The sequence below is a fragment of the Burkholderia sp. L-4 genome, assembly GCF_056856535.1.
Genome location: NZ_JBXEOX010000002.1, coordinates 1,294,139 through 1,310,497, shown reverse-complemented (window position 1 = coordinate 1,310,497; position 16,359 = coordinate 1,294,139). Strand labels below are relative to the sequence as shown.

Genomic DNA, 16,359 nt, shown 5'->3' with positions numbered 1-16,359 from the left:
GTGGCGCCGCTGTCACTCCGCCTATGGCAGCCGAATTTGGCCGACTACGCTGCGTCTCCGATCGTGTCACCCGCACGCTTTCGCGCCGCGACGGCGCCCGGCCCGCAAGGCCGCTGCCGCGCTTTTCCACCGCCCGCTCCTGGAGAATCCGCATGTCCGCATCCCCGGCCCGCGCTGCCGACGGCAAGCGCTATACGTACGAATGGTATGTCGTCGTCATCTGCATGCTCGCGTACGTCTTTTCGTTCGTCGACCGCCAGGTCCTCGTGCTGATGATCGAGCCGATCAAGCGCGACCTGCACCTGTCCGACACGCAGTTCAGCCTGCTCAACGGCTTCGCGTTCTCGCTGTTCTACGCGGTGATGGGGCTGCCCGTCGCGTATCTCGCCGATCGTTACGCGCGCCCGCGCATCATCTCGCTCGGCATCGCGCTGTGGAGCGTCGCGACGGCCGCATGCGGGCTCAGCCAGCAGTTCGTGCAGATGTTCGTCGCGCGGATGGGCGTGGGCGTCGGCGAGGCCGCGCTGTCGCCCGGCGCGTATTCGATGCTCGCCGACTACTTCCCGAAGGAGAAGCTCGGGCGCGCGATCGCCGTGTATTCGCTCGGCTCGTTCATCGGCGGCGGCGTCGCGTTCCTGATCGGCGGCTACGTGATCGCGCTGCTCAAGCATGCGAGCGCGTTCACGCTGCCCGTCGTCGGGCAGGTGCATGCATGGCAGGTCACGTTCCTGATCGTCGGGCTGCCGGGGATCCTCGTCGCGCTGCTGTTCGCCGCGACCGTGCGCGACCCGCAGCGCAAGGGGCTCGCGCAGGATCGCTCGGGCGCCGTGCGGCGCGTGTCGATGCGCGACTCGCTGCGCTTCGTCGGCACGCATCGGGCGACCTTCTCGTGCCACTACCTCGGTTTCTCGTTCTATGCGATGACGCTGTACTGCCTGCTGAGCTGGACGCCCGCGTTCTATATCCGCCGCTTCGGGATGACGGCCGTCGAAGCCGGCTACACGCTCGGCATCGTGCTGCTGGTCGCGAACACGGCCGGCGTGTTCTGCGGCGGCTGGCTCAACGACTGGCTGCTGCGGCGCGGCCGTGCCGATGCGCCGATGCGCGCGGGCGCGCTCGGCGCCGCCTGCATGGTGATTCCCGCCACGCTGTTCACGCAGCTCGACAGCCTGCCGGCGTCGCTGGCCATGCTCGTCGTCGCGATGTTCTTCGCGTCGTTCCCGATGCCGACGTCGACCGCCGCGATGCAGACGCTCGCGCCGAACCAGATGCGCGCGCAGATCTCCGCGCTGTTCCTGCTCGTGTCGAACCTGATCGCGCTCGGGATCGGCACGACCGTCGTCGCGCTGTTCACCGATCGGGTGTTCGGCGCGCCGGCCGCGGTCGGCCATTCGATGTCGATCGTCAACGTCGCGGCGGCCACGCTCGCGGCGCTGCTGCTCGCCGCCGGCTGCCGGCACTATCGCCGCAGCCTCGATCGCGAACGCGGCCAGGCAGCGGCGGCGCCGCTGCCGGCAGCCGATGCGGGCGACGCGATCGCCGTGCGGTGAGCGCCATCGCGCCAACCGACCATTATCCGCCCCACTGATTAGGACATTGCTTTTTAATCGATTTGATTTATGCGACGCCCGTCCCTATTCTCGATCGCATGACGGCGCGGTGCCTGCCGCGCCGCGCTCCTCCTACCCCACGGAATTTTCCATGCAAGCGAACCGCCACCAGGTCCGGATCGACGCGCTGATCGACGCGGCGCAGGACATCCGCTGTTTCCGGGTTTCGCGCGTCGACGGCCAGCCGTTCGACGCGTACGAACCGGGCGCCCATATCGACGTCACCGCGCCGTCCGGCATCACGCGGCAATACTCGCTGTGCGGCGACCCCGACGAGCGCGGCAGCTACCTGTTCGCGGTGAAGAAGGAAGCGCGGTCGCGCGGCGGCTCGCGTTCGCTGCACGACGACGTGGCCGTCGGCGCCGAGCTGTCGATCGGCGCGCCGCGCAACCTGTTTCGCCTGACGGACGACGCGAGCGAGCACGTGCTGATCGCGGCCGGCATCGGCATCACGCCGCTGCTGTCGATGGCGTACGCGCTGCACAAGCGCGGCGCGCGCTACCAGTTGCATTACTTCGCACGCAGCCGCGAGCACGCGGCCTTTGTCGACGCGCTGTCGGCCGAGCCGTTCGCGCCGCACGTGACGTTCCACTACGGTGTCGAGCCCGATACGCTCGCGGCCGAACTCGGCCGCTGCGTCGCGCCGCTCGATGCTCGCGCGCATGTCTACACGTGCGGCCCGGGGCCGTTCATGGACGCGGTCGTCGCGGCGGCCGCGACGCGCGTGCCCGACGATTCGATCCATCTCGAACGTTTCGCGGCGGAACCCGTCGCCGCCGAGGCGGGCAAGACCGGCGCCGATCCCGGTCCGGTCGACGGCTTCGAGGTACGGCTGCAACGCAGCGGACAATCGGTGCGCGTGACGCCCGACACGTCGATCGTCGACGCGCTCGCGCGCATCGGCATCGAAGTCGATACGTCATGCGGCGAAGGCGTGTGCGGCACCTGCATGGTGCCCGTCCTCGACGGCGAGCCCGATCATCGCGACCACTGCCTCAGCAAGGCCGAACGCGCGAGCAACACGGTGATCTGCTGCTGCGTGTCGCGCGCGCGCTCGGCGGTGCTGGTGCTCGATCTCTGAGATTCGACGCGCGCGTCGCGGCCGTCATGCGTCGTCGAAACGCTCGACGATCTCGGCGAGCAGCGCACGCATCCATGCGTTGCCCTCGTCCTCGTGGAAATGCTCGTGCCAGTGCATCGTCACCGGTGCGGGCGGCAGCATGACGGGCAGGTCATAGAGGCGGAACGCGTTGTCGCGGTTCAGGATCTGCGCGAGCCGCCTCGGCAGCGTCGCATAGAGATCGGTGACCGACAGCACGCTCGGCAGCGCGACGAAGTGCGGGACTTCCAGCGCGATGTTGCGGCCCACGCCCTGCGCGCGCAATGCGTCGTCGAGCGCGTGATGACTGTGCTCGACCGACTTCACGTTGACGTGCGCGGCGCGCACGAATGGCTCGAGACCCAGCGCGGCGCCGGCCGGCAACCCGCGCCGGCGGCCCGTCATGCACACGTAGGTTTCCTCGAACAGCACCTGGTGACGCGTGCGCGGCATCAGCTCCGGCAGGTTGCCGATCGCGAAATCCAGCCGGCTCGCCCGCAACGCTTCCTCGATCTCCTCCACCGGCAGCGGCTGCACGCTCAGCGTCACGCGCGGCGCGCGCTCGCGCAGCGCCCGGCAGATCGCCGGCAGGTACGCCATCTCGCCCGCATCCGACAGCGACAGCCGGAACGTGCGCGTGCTGGTGGCCGGATCGAAACGCTCCGCGTAGCGCAGCGCCACGCGCACCATGTCGAGCGCCTTGCCGACGATGCCGGCCAGCTCCAGCGCGACCGGCGTCGGCTGCATGCCCGAGCGCGTGCGCACGAACAGCGGATCGTCGAACAGCGTGCGCAGCCGGCCGAGCGAATAGCTGACGGCCGGCTGCGACAGCGCAAGCCGCTCGCCGGCCTTCGTCAGGCTGCGCTCCTCGACGATCGCCTGGAATACGCGCAACAGGTTCAGATCGAGATGATCGACCGACGTCATTGTAGCCTCCGTCATTTGCCGCATTTATTGAACGGCCAATTTTAGATCAATTTGACGGATATGTAGCGGAAGACGAGACTGGGTACTCGATGCCGCGCGCGACGCGGCCCGATTTCGCAGCTCTTTCCCCACGACGACGATGAGCGACATTGCCTACCAGACGATCGACACCCGTGCGCTGCACGGTCTCGTGCAACCCGACCGCATCGCGCCCGCGATGTATCACGACCCCGCGCTGTTCGAAGCCGAGCTCGACCGCATCTTCTACCGCACCTGGATCTGGGTCGCGCACGAGAGCGAGCTGCCGAACCCCGGCGACTTCATCACGACGACGATCGGCCGCCAGCCGGTAATCGTCGTGCGCGACAGGACGGGCGAAATCAACGTGCTGCAGAACCGCTGCCGCCATCGCGGCGCGACCGTGTGCGAAGCGCACAAGGGCAACGCGAAAGGCTTCACGTGCCCGTATCACAGCTGGTCGTACGCACTCGACGGCACGCTGCGCGCGCTGCCGTACGGCGACGGCTACGAAGGCGTGTGCGAGAAGGGCGACCTGCCGCTCGTGAAGCTGCGCGTCGGCGTGTACCAGGGGCTGATCTTCGCGAGCTTCAACGACGCCGTCGAACCGCTCGAGGATTTCCTCGGCGGCGCGAAACCGTGGATCGACCTGTTCATGAAACAGGGCGCCGGTTACCCGATCAAGGCGAACGGCGAGCACAAGTTCAAGTTCAAGGGCAACTGGAAGATCCAGCTCGAGAACACCACCGATCTCTACCACTTTCCGGTCGTGCACAAGTCGTGGATGAAGTCGATCGACGACGAGACGGCCGCCGCGATCACGAGCTTCATGACGAGCGAGGACGCGTTCTGCCGCGGGCTCGGCAACGGCCACAGCCTCGCGGTGCTGATGCCCGAGCTGATCGATCTCGACGAAGACGACGGCGCGCCGCTGCCCGAGCGCTTCGCGCCGCTCGCGGCCACGCTCGCCGAACGTCACGCGCCGGACGAGGTGCGCCGAATCGTGCGCTCGCTGATGGGCGTCGGCTTCAACCTGAACCTGTTCCCGAACCTCGCGCTGTCGATGGCGTTCTTCCGCGTGCTGCGGCCGATCTCCGCGAACGAAACCGAGATTCGCCACGTCGCGCTCGCGATGGACGGCGGCCCCGACGAAGCGAACCGCGAGCGGTTGCGGATTCACGAGCACTTCCAGGGCCCGTTCGGGTTCGGCAGCCCCGACGACGCGGAAGCGTGGGAGCGCGTGCAGCGCGGCGCGCATGCGGGCCCCGACGTGCCGATCCTCGTGAACCGCGGGCTGAACCGCGAAACGACCGCCGCGAATGGCGAAAAGACCGCCCATGCGACCGACGAGACCGGCATGCGCGAGGCCTACCAGCAATGGCGCAAGATGATGGAGCAACGATGATGGACGACCGCAACGCCCTCTTTTCCGAGCAGACCTTCGCCCGCGCGGTCGAATTCGTGTGGCGCGAAGCCGAGATGCTCGACCGCCGCGACTACCGCGCCTGGCTCGACCTGTGGGAGCCCGCCGGCCACTACGTGGTGCCGATCGACCCCGATGCGACCGATTTCGCGGCGACGCTGAACTACGTGTTCGACGACCACGACATGCGCGAGAAGCGCGTGCAGCGGATGGTGTCCGGCTATTCGGCCTCGGCGACCGACGCGGCGCGCACGGTGCGCACCGTGTCGCGCTTCACGCTGGAAAGCGGCGGCGCCGACACCGTCGCGCTGAAATCGGCGCAGGTCGTCGTCGCGTACAAGCGCGGCGCCGCGACGCTGTTCGCGGCCGACGTCACGCACACGCTGCACGTCGATGCCGAAGGCGAGATGCGGATCGCGGAGAAGGTCGTGCGCCTGATCGACTCGACCGAAGCACTCAGCGCGATCGGCTTCCTGCTGTAAGCCGCGGCCGGTTCACCGCTGCAAGTGCAAAGGTGAGCCGGCAACCTTCACCTTTCCGGACCACCATGCCCACACTCGAAGTTTTCCTGCCGGCCGGCCATGACGACGCACGCAAGGCCGAGCTGATCGCGCGGCTGACCGGTGCGACCGTCGACGCGATCGGCGCACCGGCCGAATCCGTGCGCGTGCTGCTCACCGAGCTGCCCGCGACGCATGTCGGCCTCGGCGGCCGCAGTGCCGCGGACGGCGCGCCGCCGTCGCTGCCGGTGATCGTCGCGATCCTGATCGCCGGCCGCACCGACGCACGGAAACGCGCGCTGATCGCCGCGCTGTCCGACGCGGGCGCGAGCGTGCTCGACGCGCCGCTTCAAGCCACGCGCGTGATCATCAAGGACATTCCGGCCACCGACTTCGGCATCGGCGGCCAGACCGCGCGGGCGCTGGGACGATGAGCGCGCGCCGCGCGTCGCTGCCCGGCCGCGACGCGACGCGGCGGCTACGCGGGTGCGCCGGCGAGCGGCAACGTCACGCGGCAGCCGAGGCCGCCGCCGCCGGCCGGGCTCGCGGCGATCCGCCCGCCGTGACGCGTGACGATGCTCTTGCACAGCGACAACCCGATGCCGTTGCCGCCGGCTTTCGACGACGAGAAGCCGTCGAACAACCGGTCGTGCGCACCTTCCGCGATGCCGGGACCGTTGTCGATCGCGCGCAGCTCCGCATGCCCGGCGAGGTCTGCCGTCGCGAGCGTCAGCGTACGCGGCAGGCGCTCGCAGCCGGCGAACGCCTCGATCGCGTTGAACGCGAGATTCAGGATCACCTGCCCGATCAGCACGCGCTCGCAGCGGATCGGCAGCGGCACGTCGGCCTGCACGAGCACGACCGTCACGCCGGCTTCCTTCGCGCGCAGCTCGATGAAGTAAGCGACATCGGCAAGGATGTCGCGCAGGTCGGCGACCGCGACGACCGGCTCGCGCTTCACGATGAATTCGCGCACGCTCTTGATGATCAGCGCCGCGTGCTCGGCTTGCCGGTCCGCGCTGCGCAGCCCCCAGATCGCGTCCTCGACGGCGCCGTTGCCGTTCAGCCGCCGCACCGCGCCCTCGATGAAGTTGCGCACGGCCGCGAGCGGCTGGCTCAGCTCGTGCGCGATCACGCTCGCCATCTCCCCCATCGCGTTGTAGCGGCCCGCGTATTCGAGCATCCGCGCCTCCGCACGCCGCGCGTCCTCGATCGCGACTTCGTCGCTCACGTCGCGGAACTGCACGAGCAGCCCGTCGAGATCGCCTTCGATCTCGACCTGCCGGCACAGGATGCGCAGCCAGCACGGCGAGCCGTCGCGCCGCACGATCCGATAGCGCTGCGGCGCGGACGGGTGCGCCGACGGCGCATCGCGCAGTTGTGCGACGAGCCGGTCGCGATCGGCCGCGGAACAGTAGTCGAGCACCGCGCCGAGCGGTTCGTCGGGCGCGAGCCCGAGCACGCGGCGGCCCGATTCGCTGATGAACTGCACGCCGCCGTGCGGCGTCACGACCGCGATGCCTTCGTCGAGATCCTGCATGAACTCGCGCAGCCGCGCCTCGTAACGGCGCAACTGCCGGCGAACCGCCTCTTCCGCGCTGATGTCGCGGAACTGCACCATCACGACGTCGCGCCCGCGCAGCGGCACGTAGGTGGCGGTGGCCTCGGACAGCATGTCGACGCCCGTACGCGAGCGATAGCACCACTCGTACACCTGCGGCCCGTCGACGAGCGCACGATCCCAGGCACTCACCGCGATCTCGCGCTGGTATTTCGGCTCGGGCCGCGTCATGTCCGGCGCCTTCAGCGGCAGCAACTCCTCGACGGAGAAACCGAGCGCGATGCACGCGGCGCGATTCGCCCACACGATCGCCTTCGTCCGAGCGTCGTGCAGCAGCACGCAGGTCGTCAGCGCGTCGAGCAGCCGGTGGAAATCGTCGTCGTCGGGGAAACTCATGATCGGATCCGGATGAAGGCGCGCGGCATCGCGCGGCCGGAAATCCAACATAGCACCGGCGCGCGCCGATCGCACCTGAAGATTTCTTTAGGCCGGCCCGGAACGTCACCAGTCGCACGGCCCAACGCACCAATTGCTGCGTGTTTTCGGCGTTTCTAGACTGGCTGCATCGTCGTGCCGCAGGTCCAGCCTCGCACGGCACGCATGCCATCCGCATCCGAACCCTTGTCCGCCCAGGAGACAACCATGCCGCAAGCCGCCCTCGCCATCGAACCCGCGCCGTCCTCGCCGTCCGTGGCAGGTTCCGTGGCCGCGCCGTTGTCGCCGCTCGACGCGGTGATCGAGACCGTCGCCGCGCGCCGTGAAGAATTCGACCGTCTGTCGCACGTGCCGCGCGACGTGATCGCGCTGTTCAAGCAGGCCGGCATCTATCGCGCGGGCACGCCGCGTCGCTTCGGCGGCGACGCGCTCGCGCCGACCGCGTTCCTCGACATGATCGAGCGCATCGCGACGGCCGACGGGTCGGCCGCGTGGGTCGCGAGCTTCGGCTCCGCGAACGTCTATCTCGCGGCGCTGCCGCTCGAGACGCAGGCCGAGCTGTACGCGAGCGGTCCCGACCAGGTGTTCGCGGGCGGCCTGTTCCCGGTGCAGCCGGCGCAGGCCGCGCCGGGCGGCTGGCGCGTGAACGGCACGTGGAAATTCGCGAGCGGCTGCAAGGGCGCCGACTGGCTCGGTGTCGGCATCGCCGTGCCGGGCGCACAGGACGCCGCACCGAACAAGCCGCGCACGGCCGTGTTCCGCGCGGCCGACGTCGAGATCGTCGAGAACTGGAACGTGGTCGGCATGCAGGGCACCGGCAGCCACGACCTGCGCATCGACGACCGCTTCGTGCCGGAAGCGTGGACCTTCGTACGCGGCGGCGAACCGACCGTCGACGAGCCGCTGTACCGCTACCCGACCGTCGCGTACGCGGCGCAGGTGCTGGCCGTCGTCAACCTCGGCCTCGCGCGCGCGGCGCTCGACGTCGTGAACCGGATGTCGGGTGGCCGGCAAACGACGACCGGCGCACCGCGTCTCGCCGATCGCGCGTACTACCGCATCGAGCTCGCGAAGGCCGAGGCGCAACTGCGCTCGGCGCGCGCGTTTTTTTACGACGCGACCGACACCGTGTGGCGATCGATCCTCGCCGGCAATCCGGTGACGCCCGAGCAGGTCAGCCTGCTGCGGCTCGCGGCCACGCAGATCGCACGCGAAGGCGCGAGCGTCGTCGAACGCGCGTACCGCCTCGGCGGCACGGCGGCGATCTATCGCACGCATCCGCTGCAGCGGCTGCTGCGCGACGCGATGGTCGTCACGCAGCACGCGTTTCTCGGCGAAGGCAACTTCGACGGCGCGGGTGCGGTGTTCACCGGCGTGACGCCGTTTCCCGGCTATCTGTGACCCGTGTCGACCGAAGCCGTTCCTGAACACGCATGATCGCCGGCCGATTCATGCGCCCCATCGATTCCTCTGGAGAGCCCGATATGTCCGACCCGAATCCGCTGCCGCTGCGCGTCCTGTTCTGCTGCGGCGTGTCGCAGAACTTCTTCGACCTGCCGCGCGAGAAGATCGGCGAAGTGTGGCAGGCGTACGGTGCGATGCTCGCGGCCGTCGAAGCGATGCCCGGCGTGCGCGTGCTCGGCGTGATGGACGACGACCGCCTCGTGGTCGGCCAGGCCGACGGCGCGCCGTGGACGTTCTACATCATGGCCGACGTCGCCGATTTCGACACGACGGTCGCCGTCTGCAACCTGTATCGCACGACGCCCGTCGGCGAATACAACCTGTGGCGCTACGGCAAGATCGAGGCGCGCGTCGGCCGCGCGCTGACCGTGCCGCCGGCCGCGAAGCCCGCGGCGTGAGGCGCGCGATGAGCGACCTGCCGCCGGACCCGATCGATGCGCTCGTGCAGCGCCTGGCCGCGCTCGACGCCGAGCGCGCGGTGCGCGCGACGCTCACGCGCTACATGGCGCTGTGCGACGTGCCCGAGGATGCCGGCGACGGCCCGTCGCTCGCCGAACTGTTCACCGCCGACGCCGTGTGGGAAGGCATCGGCCCGCACTACGCGCGCAAGTTCGGCCGCCTCGAAGGCACCGCCGCGATCGTCGCGATGCTGGGCCGCTACCTGCCGCCCGACCCGCATTTCGCGGCGAACCTGCACTTCCTGACGTCGGAGTCGATCGAGATCGGCGCCGGCAACACGCGCGCGCGCGGCCGCTGGATCATGCTGCAGGCGTCGCGTTATGCGGACGGTTCGGCCGAGCTGATCGCCGCGCGGCTGACCGTCGATTTCGCGCCGGCGGCCAGCGGCTCCGCGTGGCTGATCCGTCATTTCCGCACCGAACGCGTACTCGACGGCCCGTGGCCGCTCGCCGCCGCGCCACGGTCCTGATCCATTCCACCGCTTTCGCGCGATACCGACCATGACAGGCTTCATCGACACCTTCACGCTGGGCGGCCCCGGCCCCACGATCGCGATCAAGGACACGATCGACATCGCGGGCCATCCGACCCGCGCGGCAAGCCGCGCGCTCGCCGACGCGCCGCCGGCCGCACATCACGCGGACGTGGTCCGCCTGCTGCTCGACGCCGGCTGGCAGATTGCCGGCAAGGCGAACATGCACGAGCTCGCGTTCGGCATGACCGGCATCAACGACTACACGGGCACGCCCGTCAATCCGCAAGATGCGACGCGCATTCCCGGCGGCTCGTCGAGCGGGTCCGCGTCGCTCGTCGGGCTCGGCGCCGTCGACGCGGCGCTCGGCACCGACACCGGCGGCTCGATCCGGGGGCCGGCCGCGTGCTGCGGCGTGGCCGGCCTGAAGCCGACGTTCGGCCGCGTATCGCGCCGCGGCGTCGCGCCCGCCGACACGACGCTCGATTGCGTCGGGCCGTTTGCGCGCGATATCCGCACGCTGGCCGCGGTGATGGCCGCGATCGCCCCGGGCTTCGATCGTGCGCAAGCCGCGGCATCCGCGGCAGGCTTTACCGTCGCGCACGTCACGGTCGAAGCCGATCCGGCCGTCGCGGCCGCGCTCGATGCGGCCGTTCGCGCCGCGGGCCTGCACGCGCACGCCGTCGTGCTCGACGACATGCCGGCCGCGTTCGCGGCGGGGCTCACCGTCATCAATGCGGAAACGTCGCGCGCGTTCGGCCATCTGGTCGCGACGGGCCGGCTCGGCGCCGATCTCGACGCGCGCCTGCGCACGGCCGCGACGACGACACCGGCCGCGCTCGCCGAAGCCGAAACCGTCCGCGCACGCTTCACCGCGCAGGTCGATGCCGCGCTCGAGCACGCCGACGTGCTGGTGCTGCCGACGCTGCCCGCGCTGCCGATCACGCTGCAGCAGGCACGCGACGGCGTGTCGGTCATCGCGATGTCGTCGCTGATCCGGCCGTTCAACCTGAGCGGCCATCCGGCGCTCAGCCTGCCGCTGCCGCTCGCCGGTTCGCCGCTGAAGGCCGGCCTGCAGATCGTCGGGCGCAAGGGCGCGGACGAACAGGTCTGCGCGATCGCGGCGCACTTCGAAGCGGCTCTCGCCGCATGAACCACGATACGGGCGCCGCTTCCACCGGCGTGCGCCCGCGAACCAGGGAACCACGCACCATGTCAGATCGAGTCGTCCTCGTCACCGGCGCCGCGCGCGGGCTCGGCGCCGTCATCGCCGAGCGCTTCCATGCAGCCGGCTACCGCGTCGCACTGGCCGATATCGCCGCCGACGCCGTTCGCGCGCATGCACGCGACCTCGACCCGAGCGGCGCCCGCGCGATCGCGCTGCCGCTCGACGTCACGTCGAAACGCGATTTCGAAGCCGCGCGCGATGCGCTCGTCGCACGCTGGGGCACGATCGACGTGCTCGTCAACAATGCGGGCGCCTCGAAGGTCGTGCCGGCCATGGAGATCACGGCCGAGCAGTTCGACCAGGTGATCGACGTGAACCTGCGCAGCGTGCTGTTCGGCTGCCAGGTGTTCGGCCAGTACTTCGCGGCGCGCGGCGCGGGCCGCATCGTCAACATCGCGTCGCTCGCCGGACAGAACGGCGGCTCGGCGACGGGCGCGCACTATGCGGCCGCGAAAGGCGGCACGCTGACGCTGACCAAGGTGTTCGCGCGCGACCTCGCCGCGCAGGGCGTGACCGTCAATGCGATCTCGCCGGGCCCGCTCGACCTGCCGATCGTGTACGAGAGCGTCGCGCCGGAGAAGCTGCGCCAGGTGCTCGCGAGCCTGCCGGGCGGCAAGCTCGGGTCGGCCGGTTTCGTGGCGGATGCCGCCGTGCTGCTCGCGTCGGGCGACGCGCACTTCGCCAACGGGGCGTGCTGGGACATCAACGGCGGGTTGTACATGCGCTGAGCGCGGCAGGCAGGCCTTATCGCGCCGACTCCCCGCCATCGCCCCACACGACCATCACGTCGCGCACGAGCGCGGCGATCGACGTCGCGCCGAGCTTCTCCTTGATGCTCGCGCGATGCACGTCGACGGTCTTCACGCTGATCGACAGGTCCGACGCGATCTGCTTGCTGCCCTTGCCGTCCACGACGCCGCGCAGCACTTCCTTCTCCCGCGCGGTCAGCGCATCCAGCCGCTGGCGCAGCTCGCGGTGGCGCTGGCTCACCGCGTGCCGCTGCTGCGCGAGCCGCAGCGCGCGCTGCACGCGTTCGAGCATCTGCTGCGAGTTGTACGGCTTCTCGACGAAATCGATCGCGCCGTTCTGCAGCGCGCGCACCGACATCGGAATGTCGCCGTGCCCGCTGACGAAGATCACCGGCAACGTCGCCCCGCGCGCATTCAGTTCGGCCTGCACGTCGAAGCCGCTTTTCTCGGGCATCCGCACGTCGAGCACCAGGCACGCGGGCAGGTTCGCGTCGAAGCGCGCGAGAAACTCGCCCGCGTTCGCGAACCCTTCGGACGCAATGCCGACCGATTCGAGCAACCACGCGAGCGACGTCCGCATGCCGCCGTCGTCGTCGACGATGTATACGATCGGTGCGGGTGACGTCGTCATCGCGGGTGTCTCGCTGAATATCGGTATGGGTGTCGCACGCGCCGCGCGACAGGCCGGTGGCCGGCGGGTCGCGCGCGTCGTTCGCTGGGGGTGTGCGGCACATCATAACGAGCCGAAAACTCGCTGAATACCCTTTTGCGTGCCGCACGTCCGCCCAATCGCGCTTTTTTCGCGCGGCGCGGCGCGCATCTAGGTAGAACCTTTAGATGCGTTGGCGGGAACGCCATGTCCATCGTCAATCGTGCGAATGGTCGCCCGCATTTTCGCGACGTACGCTTGGATCATCGTCGGCGATCCGGCGCTGCCTCGACAGCGTGACGCGATCGCCGCCTTCGTCCAACAGGAGCACCCATGTCTTCCACGACCGATATCCCGCGACCGGCACGCGTCGAACCGACCGACACGCAGAAGGCCTTCCGCCAGGCGATGGCCCACCTCGGCGCGGCCGTCAACGTCATCACCACCGCCGGGCCGCACGGCCGCTGCGGGATCACCGCGAGCGCCGTGTGCTCCGTCACCGATACGCCGCCGACGCTGCTCGTGTGCCTGAACCGGTCGAGCGCGATGCACGCGACCTTCGAGCGCAACCGCCACGTCTGCATCAACGTGCTGCCGGCCGAGCACGAGCTGCTCGCGCGGCATTTCGCGGGACTCACCGACCTGCCGATGGCGCAGCGTTTCGAACTGCCCGTGTGGGATCGGGGCGAGCAGGACGTGCCCGTGCTGCGCGACGCGCTCGCCAGCCTCCAGGGCACGATCGCCGACATGAAGGAAGTCGGCTCGCATTCGGTGATGTTCATCGAGGCGACGTCGATCCGCGTGCGCGACGACGGCGACAGCCTCATCTACTTCAGCCGCGCGTTTCATCGCGTCTCGCGCACCGCGTACGTGCGGTGACGTTCGCGTGATTACGCGGGCGTCCGCAACGCGCGCTGGGCGGCCGCAAGCGCCGCGCCCGCGAACAGCGTCAGCGCCGAATACACGAGCCCGCGCGCGAGCCCCGCGCTGTCCGACACCCAGCCGATCGCGACCGGCCCCGCGATCTGGCCGAATGCGAAGACCGTCGTGAACGCGCTGATCCCCTTCGCCCAGCCGTCGGGCGGCAGGTTGTGCCGCACGAAGGCCGTCGTCGACGCGACGGCCGACAGGAACGTCGCGCCGAACAGCACGCCCGACGCGAACGCGGCGGCCGGATGCACGAACATCGCGGGCATCAGCGTCGCGATGCCGAGCAGCGCGTTGAGCACCGCGAGCGCCTGCCCGCCGCGCATCCGGTCGAGCAGCCCCGACCACAGCCGCGCCGACACGACGGTCGCGACGCCGAGCATCACGTAGAACGCGGCGACCACCGTGCCGCTCATGCCCGCGCCGCGCAGCAGCGCGACGATGAACGTCATGTAGCCGATGTAGCCGACGCCGAACAGGCCGTAGCCGGCCAGCGCGAGTCCGAAACGGGCCGCGCGCGCGGTTGCCGCCGGTGCCGTGCCGTCGCGCGGCCTCGCCGGTGCCGCGTGTGCGCGCTCGATGCGATGCGCGGCCGCGATGGCCACCGCCGAGAACAGCGCGCAGGCGAGCGCGAGCGCGAACCACGCGGCCTGCCAGCCGTGCACGCCATGCGTGAGCGTGGCCGGCACGAGCAGCGACGACGCGACGATGCCCCATCCCGTACCGCCGTAATAGAGGCCGAGCAGCAGCCCCGCATCGCGCGGCGACGCCGACGCGAGCCGCGCGGCCAGCACGCCGCCGCTGATGAAGATCAGCGCGCTGCCGATACCCGTTGCGAGCCGCTGCACGAGCAGCGCGTGCATGCCGGACGTGAGCCCGCAGGTCGCCATCAGCACCACGGTCAACGCGCAGCCGGCCGCCAGCAGCGTGCCCGCGCGCCAGCGCCGCGACAGCAGCGGAAACGCCAGCGCGCCGACCAGGTAGCCGGCCGCGTTCGCGGTATTCAGCGCGCCGGCCTGCGCGAAGGTCCAGCCGAGATCGGCCTTCATCGGCGGCAGCAGCAGCGCATACGAAAAGCGTGCGAGGCCGAGCGCGATCGCGCTGCCGAGCGACAGGCCGATCGCGAGCCGCCACGCGGCCATGCGGTCGGGATCGGTGGTGCCGGCGGCCGGCTGCGTCGGGCCGGCGCGCTCCGGTTGCGGCGCTGCACGCATCGGGTCGTCTCCATCGTTGTGATGCCGTCCTGACGACGGCGCACGCGGCCGCGGCCATCGCGCAAGATCGTCAGATGGTGCCAGAAAACCGGAGGCATCGCCGCACGCGGGCCCGCGCGCAATATGCGCGTGATACGCGTGCGCGATCGTCTTTCATGAATCACGCAATGCGAAATAATCGACGCCATTGCACGTCGAATTATAAAAAACGGCCGAATGCATTAATCGAACGGAATCCCGATAATTGGAAAATCAGGTCGGTCCCGTTATTCTATTTATCGGCCTCCTTTTCCCGTCGACCTCGATAAAATGCCGGTGTTTAGCACGCTTTGGCTAAAAACGTCGCAATGCATTGCATTAACAAAATCGTCAGACTAATATCGACGCCACTTGTCCGGCATTCACGAAATACCGAACAAGGAGCGGCAAGATTTTCTACCGCACTTTCATGTTGAATCACTCATGTTCACCACAGGAGAATTGACATGCAGGACACCCAGCAGATCGAATTGCTTGACTGGATGCAGGAAGACACGCACCCCGAGGCCGTCGACATGATGGTCGAGGACGCCGTGGTGCCGTTCGGCACCGCGCTCTGGCCGGTCTGAGCGGGCCACCCGTTCTCGCGGAAGGGCCTCGGCCCTTCCGCCGCTTCCGGAGATACGCATGCTGAACCTGCACCGCGCGCTCGGGTTTCACCCCGCGCTGCGCGACAAGCTGGCGCGCGGCGAGTCGGGAAAACTGCTGGTCGGCCATGACACCCGCAACCGCGACATCGCGTTGCGCGCGTTTTCCGCCCTGCCTGATTCGCTCGACGCCACGACCCTCTGCCTCGAAAGCACCCCGCCCGCCGACATCGCCGCCGCGCTCAATGACGCCGACCTGTTCGTGCTGCTGTACGACTCGTCGTGCCTGCCGACACCCTCGCCGAGCGGGCCGCCGTTCCTCGCCGCGATCCGCCCCGCGATCGTCGAGCACTGGAGCAAGTCGGTCTTGTTCAAGGATTACGGCCCGCATCTCGACGAAGCCTTCGCCGAATCGCTCGACGACATCGCCGCACGCAACGGCCGGTTGATCGACGCGGCCGCACGCGCGTCACGGATCCGCTTCATCGACGAAGCCGGCAACACGCTGACGGGCTCGCTCGCACCGGACCAGAAATGGACGAGCGTCGACGGCATGGGCAACCTCGACGTCGTGCCCGGCGAGATCGCGACGCACGTGACCGACCTGAACGGCTCGGTCGTGTTCAGCGGCACGTTTCTCGGCACCGTGCCGTTCGCGATCAAGTACAAGGTGGCCGAGCGGCTCGCGACGCTGCGGGTCGAGAACAGCACGATCGTCGATTTCGACACCGACGATGCCGGCTTTCGACGCGATTTCACGACCTATCTCGACCGGCACGCGAACCACCGGCGCATCGAGGAATTCGGCATCGGCACGAACCTCGGCATCCGCGGGCTGTACGGCCGCAACGCCGGGTTCGAGGAACGCCATCCGGGCCTGCATCTCGGGCTCGGCGGCGGCGAAAACGGCAGCCATCACCTCGACCTGATCTTCGCGCGCGGCACGCTCGCGCTCGACGAACGGATCGTGTTCGACGGCGCGTTCGCCGTCTGACGAC

17 protein-coding genes are annotated in these 16,359 nt (G+C 69.2%); 13 read left to right on the top strand and 4 right to left on the bottom strand.

Annotation, left to right across the window (positions count from 1 at the left end):
• Positions 1-152 precede the first annotated feature (152 nt).
• Together AC1VVG_RS22780 and AC1VVG_RS22775 are read left to right on the top strand one after the other, a co-directional pair.
• Complete coding sequence (locus AC1VVG_RS22780; RefSeq protein WP_069704515.1) at positions 153-1,550, top strand: spinster family MFS transporter; 1,398 nt, start codon at positions 153-155, stop codon at positions 1,548-1,550.
• 151 nt (positions 1,551-1,701) lie between these two features.
• Positions 1,702-2,691 carry a PDR/VanB family oxidoreductase gene (locus AC1VVG_RS22775; RefSeq protein WP_200089041.1) on the top strand — a complete coding sequence of 330 codons (990 nt, stop codon included), beginning with the start codon at positions 1,702-1,704 and terminating at the stop codon, positions 2,689-2,691.
• Positions 2,692-2,715: 24 nt separating this feature from the next.
• Here the strand turns inward: AC1VVG_RS22775 and AC1VVG_RS22770 are convergent, their stop codons facing one another.
• Positions 2,716-3,636 (bottom strand): LysR family transcriptional regulator, encoded by a 921-nt coding sequence (locus tag AC1VVG_RS22770; protein WP_049030804.1) that lies wholly within the window; start codon positions 3,634-3,636, stop codon positions 2,716-2,718.
• A gap of 139 nt (positions 3,637-3,775) precedes the next feature.
• Here AC1VVG_RS22770 and AC1VVG_RS22765 point away from each other — a divergent pair, with 139 nt between their 5' ends.
• From AC1VVG_RS22765 to AC1VVG_RS22755, 3 genes are all read left to right on the top strand, one after another.
• Entirely contained in the window at positions 3,776-5,059 is a 1,284-nt protein-coding gene (locus AC1VVG_RS22765; RefSeq protein WP_059559616.1) for an aromatic ring-hydroxylating oxygenase subunit alpha, read from the top strand.
• Complete coding sequence (locus AC1VVG_RS22760) at positions 5,056-5,559, top strand: aromatic-ring-hydroxylating dioxygenase subunit beta (protein WP_049030802.1); 504 nt, start codon at positions 5,056-5,058, stop codon at positions 5,557-5,559. Before AC1VVG_RS22765 ends, AC1VVG_RS22760 begins: the two co-directional genes overlap by 4 nt.
• Before the next feature lie 65 nt (positions 5,560-5,624).
• Positions 5,625-6,011: a tautomerase family protein gene (locus tag AC1VVG_RS22755; RefSeq protein WP_034188311.1), complete on the top strand. Its 387-nt coding sequence runs from the start codon at positions 5,625-5,627 to the stop codon at positions 6,009-6,011.
• 44 nt (positions 6,012-6,055) lie between these two features.
• On the opposite strand, the gene AC1VVG_RS22750 is transcribed toward AC1VVG_RS22755, so the two are convergent.
• Positions 6,056-7,585, bottom strand: coding sequence for a sensor histidine kinase (locus AC1VVG_RS22750; protein ID WP_482836339.1), 1,530 nt, complete (start codon positions 7,583-7,585; stop codon positions 6,056-6,058).
• 195 nt (positions 7,586-7,780) lie between these two features.
• On the opposite strand from AC1VVG_RS22750, the gene AC1VVG_RS22745 reads away from it, so the two are divergent.
• From AC1VVG_RS22745 to AC1VVG_RS22725, 5 genes are all read left to right on the top strand, one after another.
• Complete coding sequence (locus tag AC1VVG_RS22745; RefSeq protein ID WP_034188313.1) at positions 7,781-8,974, top strand: acyl-CoA dehydrogenase family protein; 1,194 nt, start codon at positions 7,781-7,783, stop codon at positions 8,972-8,974.
• Positions 8,975-9,057: 83 nt separating this feature from the next.
• Complete coding sequence (locus AC1VVG_RS22740) at positions 9,058-9,435, top strand: hypothetical protein (RefSeq protein ID WP_034188314.1); 378 nt, start codon at positions 9,058-9,060, stop codon at positions 9,433-9,435.
• 8 nt (positions 9,436-9,443) lie between these two features.
• Positions 9,444-9,965, top strand: coding sequence for a nuclear transport factor 2 family protein (locus AC1VVG_RS22735; RefSeq protein WP_034188590.1), 522 nt, complete (start codon positions 9,444-9,446; stop codon positions 9,963-9,965).
• 31 nt (positions 9,966-9,996) lie between these two features.
• On the top strand, positions 9,997-11,121 hold the full coding sequence (locus tag AC1VVG_RS22730) for an amidase (RefSeq protein ID WP_482836337.1): 1,125 nt from the start codon (positions 9,997-9,999) through the stop codon (positions 11,119-11,121).
• Between the two features lie 59 nt (positions 11,122-11,180).
• On the top strand, positions 11,181-11,924 hold the full coding sequence (locus tag AC1VVG_RS22725; RefSeq protein WP_124608065.1) for an SDR family NAD(P)-dependent oxidoreductase: 744 nt from the start codon (positions 11,181-11,183) through the stop codon (positions 11,922-11,924).
• Between the two features lie 16 nt (positions 11,925-11,940).
• Here AC1VVG_RS22725 and AC1VVG_RS22720 read toward each other — a convergent pair whose 3' ends face one another.
• On the bottom strand, positions 11,941-12,576 hold the full coding sequence (locus tag AC1VVG_RS22720) for a response regulator transcription factor (RefSeq protein ID WP_034188317.1): 636 nt from the start codon (positions 12,574-12,576) through the stop codon (positions 11,941-11,943).
• A gap of 351 nt (positions 12,577-12,927) precedes the next feature.
• Between AC1VVG_RS22720 and hpaC the strand changes: the two genes are divergently transcribed.
• The gene (hpaC, locus tag AC1VVG_RS22715; protein ID WP_034188318.1) at positions 12,928-13,473 is read left to right on the top strand and encodes a 4-hydroxyphenylacetate 3-monooxygenase, reductase component; all 546 of its coding nucleotides are present in this window, start codon (positions 12,928-12,930) and stop codon (positions 13,471-13,473) included.
• Between the two features lie 11 nt (positions 13,474-13,484).
• Here hpaC and AC1VVG_RS22710 read toward each other — a convergent pair whose 3' ends face one another.
• Complete coding sequence (locus AC1VVG_RS22710; RefSeq protein ID WP_034188319.1) at positions 13,485-14,735, bottom strand: YbfB/YjiJ family MFS transporter; 1,251 nt, start codon at positions 14,733-14,735, stop codon at positions 13,485-13,487.
• A gap of 485 nt (positions 14,736-15,220) precedes the next feature.
• Here AC1VVG_RS22710 and AC1VVG_RS22705 point away from each other — a divergent pair, with 485 nt between their 5' ends.
• Positions 15,221-15,343 (top strand): hypothetical protein, encoded by a 123-nt coding sequence (locus AC1VVG_RS22705; protein ID WP_006766865.1) that lies wholly within the window; start codon positions 15,221-15,223, stop codon positions 15,341-15,343.
• Positions 15,344-15,401: 58 nt separating this feature from the next.
• Positions 15,402-16,355: a CgnE/CgnB domain-containing protein gene (locus AC1VVG_RS22700; RefSeq protein WP_049033179.1), complete on the top strand. Its 954-nt coding sequence runs from the start codon at positions 15,402-15,404 to the stop codon at positions 16,353-16,355.
• Positions 16,356-16,359 lie beyond the last annotated feature (4 nt).

Coding starts and splice junctions, on each gene's coding strand:
- AC1VVG_RS22780 (WP_069704515.1), top strand. CDS start 153: ATGTCCGCATCCCCGGCCCGCGCTGCCGACGGCAAGCGCTATACGTAC.
- AC1VVG_RS22775 (WP_200089041.1), top strand. CDS start 1,702: ATGCAAGCGAACCGCCACCAGGTCCGGATCGACGCGCTGATCGACGCG.
- AC1VVG_RS22770 (WP_049030804.1), bottom strand. CDS start 3,636: ATGACGTCGGTCGATCATCTCGATCTGAACCTGTTGCGCGTATTCCAG.
- AC1VVG_RS22765 (WP_059559616.1), top strand. CDS start 3,776: ATGAGCGACATTGCCTACCAGACGATCGACACCCGTGCGCTGCACGGT.
- AC1VVG_RS22760 (WP_049030802.1), top strand. CDS start 5,056: ATGATGGACGACCGCAACGCCCTCTTTTCCGAGCAGACCTTCGCCCGC.
- AC1VVG_RS22755 (WP_034188311.1), top strand. CDS start 5,625: ATGCCCACACTCGAAGTTTTCCTGCCGGCCGGCCATGACGACGCACGC.
- AC1VVG_RS22750 (WP_482836339.1), bottom strand. CDS start 7,585: ATGTTGGATTTCCGGCCGCGCGATGCCGCGCGCCTTCATCCGGATCCG.
- AC1VVG_RS22745 (WP_034188313.1), top strand. CDS start 7,781: ATGCCGCAAGCCGCCCTCGCCATCGAACCCGCGCCGTCCTCGCCGTCC.
- AC1VVG_RS22740 (WP_034188314.1), top strand. CDS start 9,058: ATGTCCGACCCGAATCCGCTGCCGCTGCGCGTCCTGTTCTGCTGCGGC.
- AC1VVG_RS22735 (WP_034188590.1), top strand. CDS start 9,444: ATGAGCGACCTGCCGCCGGACCCGATCGATGCGCTCGTGCAGCGCCTG.
- AC1VVG_RS22730 (WP_482836337.1), top strand. CDS start 9,997: ATGACAGGCTTCATCGACACCTTCACGCTGGGCGGCCCCGGCCCCACG.
- AC1VVG_RS22725 (WP_124608065.1), top strand. CDS start 11,181: ATGTCAGATCGAGTCGTCCTCGTCACCGGCGCCGCGCGCGGGCTCGGC.
- AC1VVG_RS22720 (WP_034188317.1), bottom strand. CDS start 12,576: ATGACGACGTCACCCGCACCGATCGTATACATCGTCGACGACGACGGC.
- hpaC (WP_034188318.1), top strand. CDS start 12,928: ATGTCTTCCACGACCGATATCCCGCGACCGGCACGCGTCGAACCGACC.
- AC1VVG_RS22710 (WP_034188319.1), bottom strand. CDS start 14,735: ATGCGTGCAGCGCCGCAACCGGAGCGCGCCGGCCCGACGCAGCCGGCC.
- AC1VVG_RS22705 (WP_006766865.1), top strand. CDS start 15,221: ATGCAGGACACCCAGCAGATCGAATTGCTTGACTGGATGCAGGAAGAC.
- AC1VVG_RS22700 (WP_049033179.1), top strand. CDS start 15,402: ATGCTGAACCTGCACCGCGCGCTCGGGTTTCACCCCGCGCTGCGCGAC.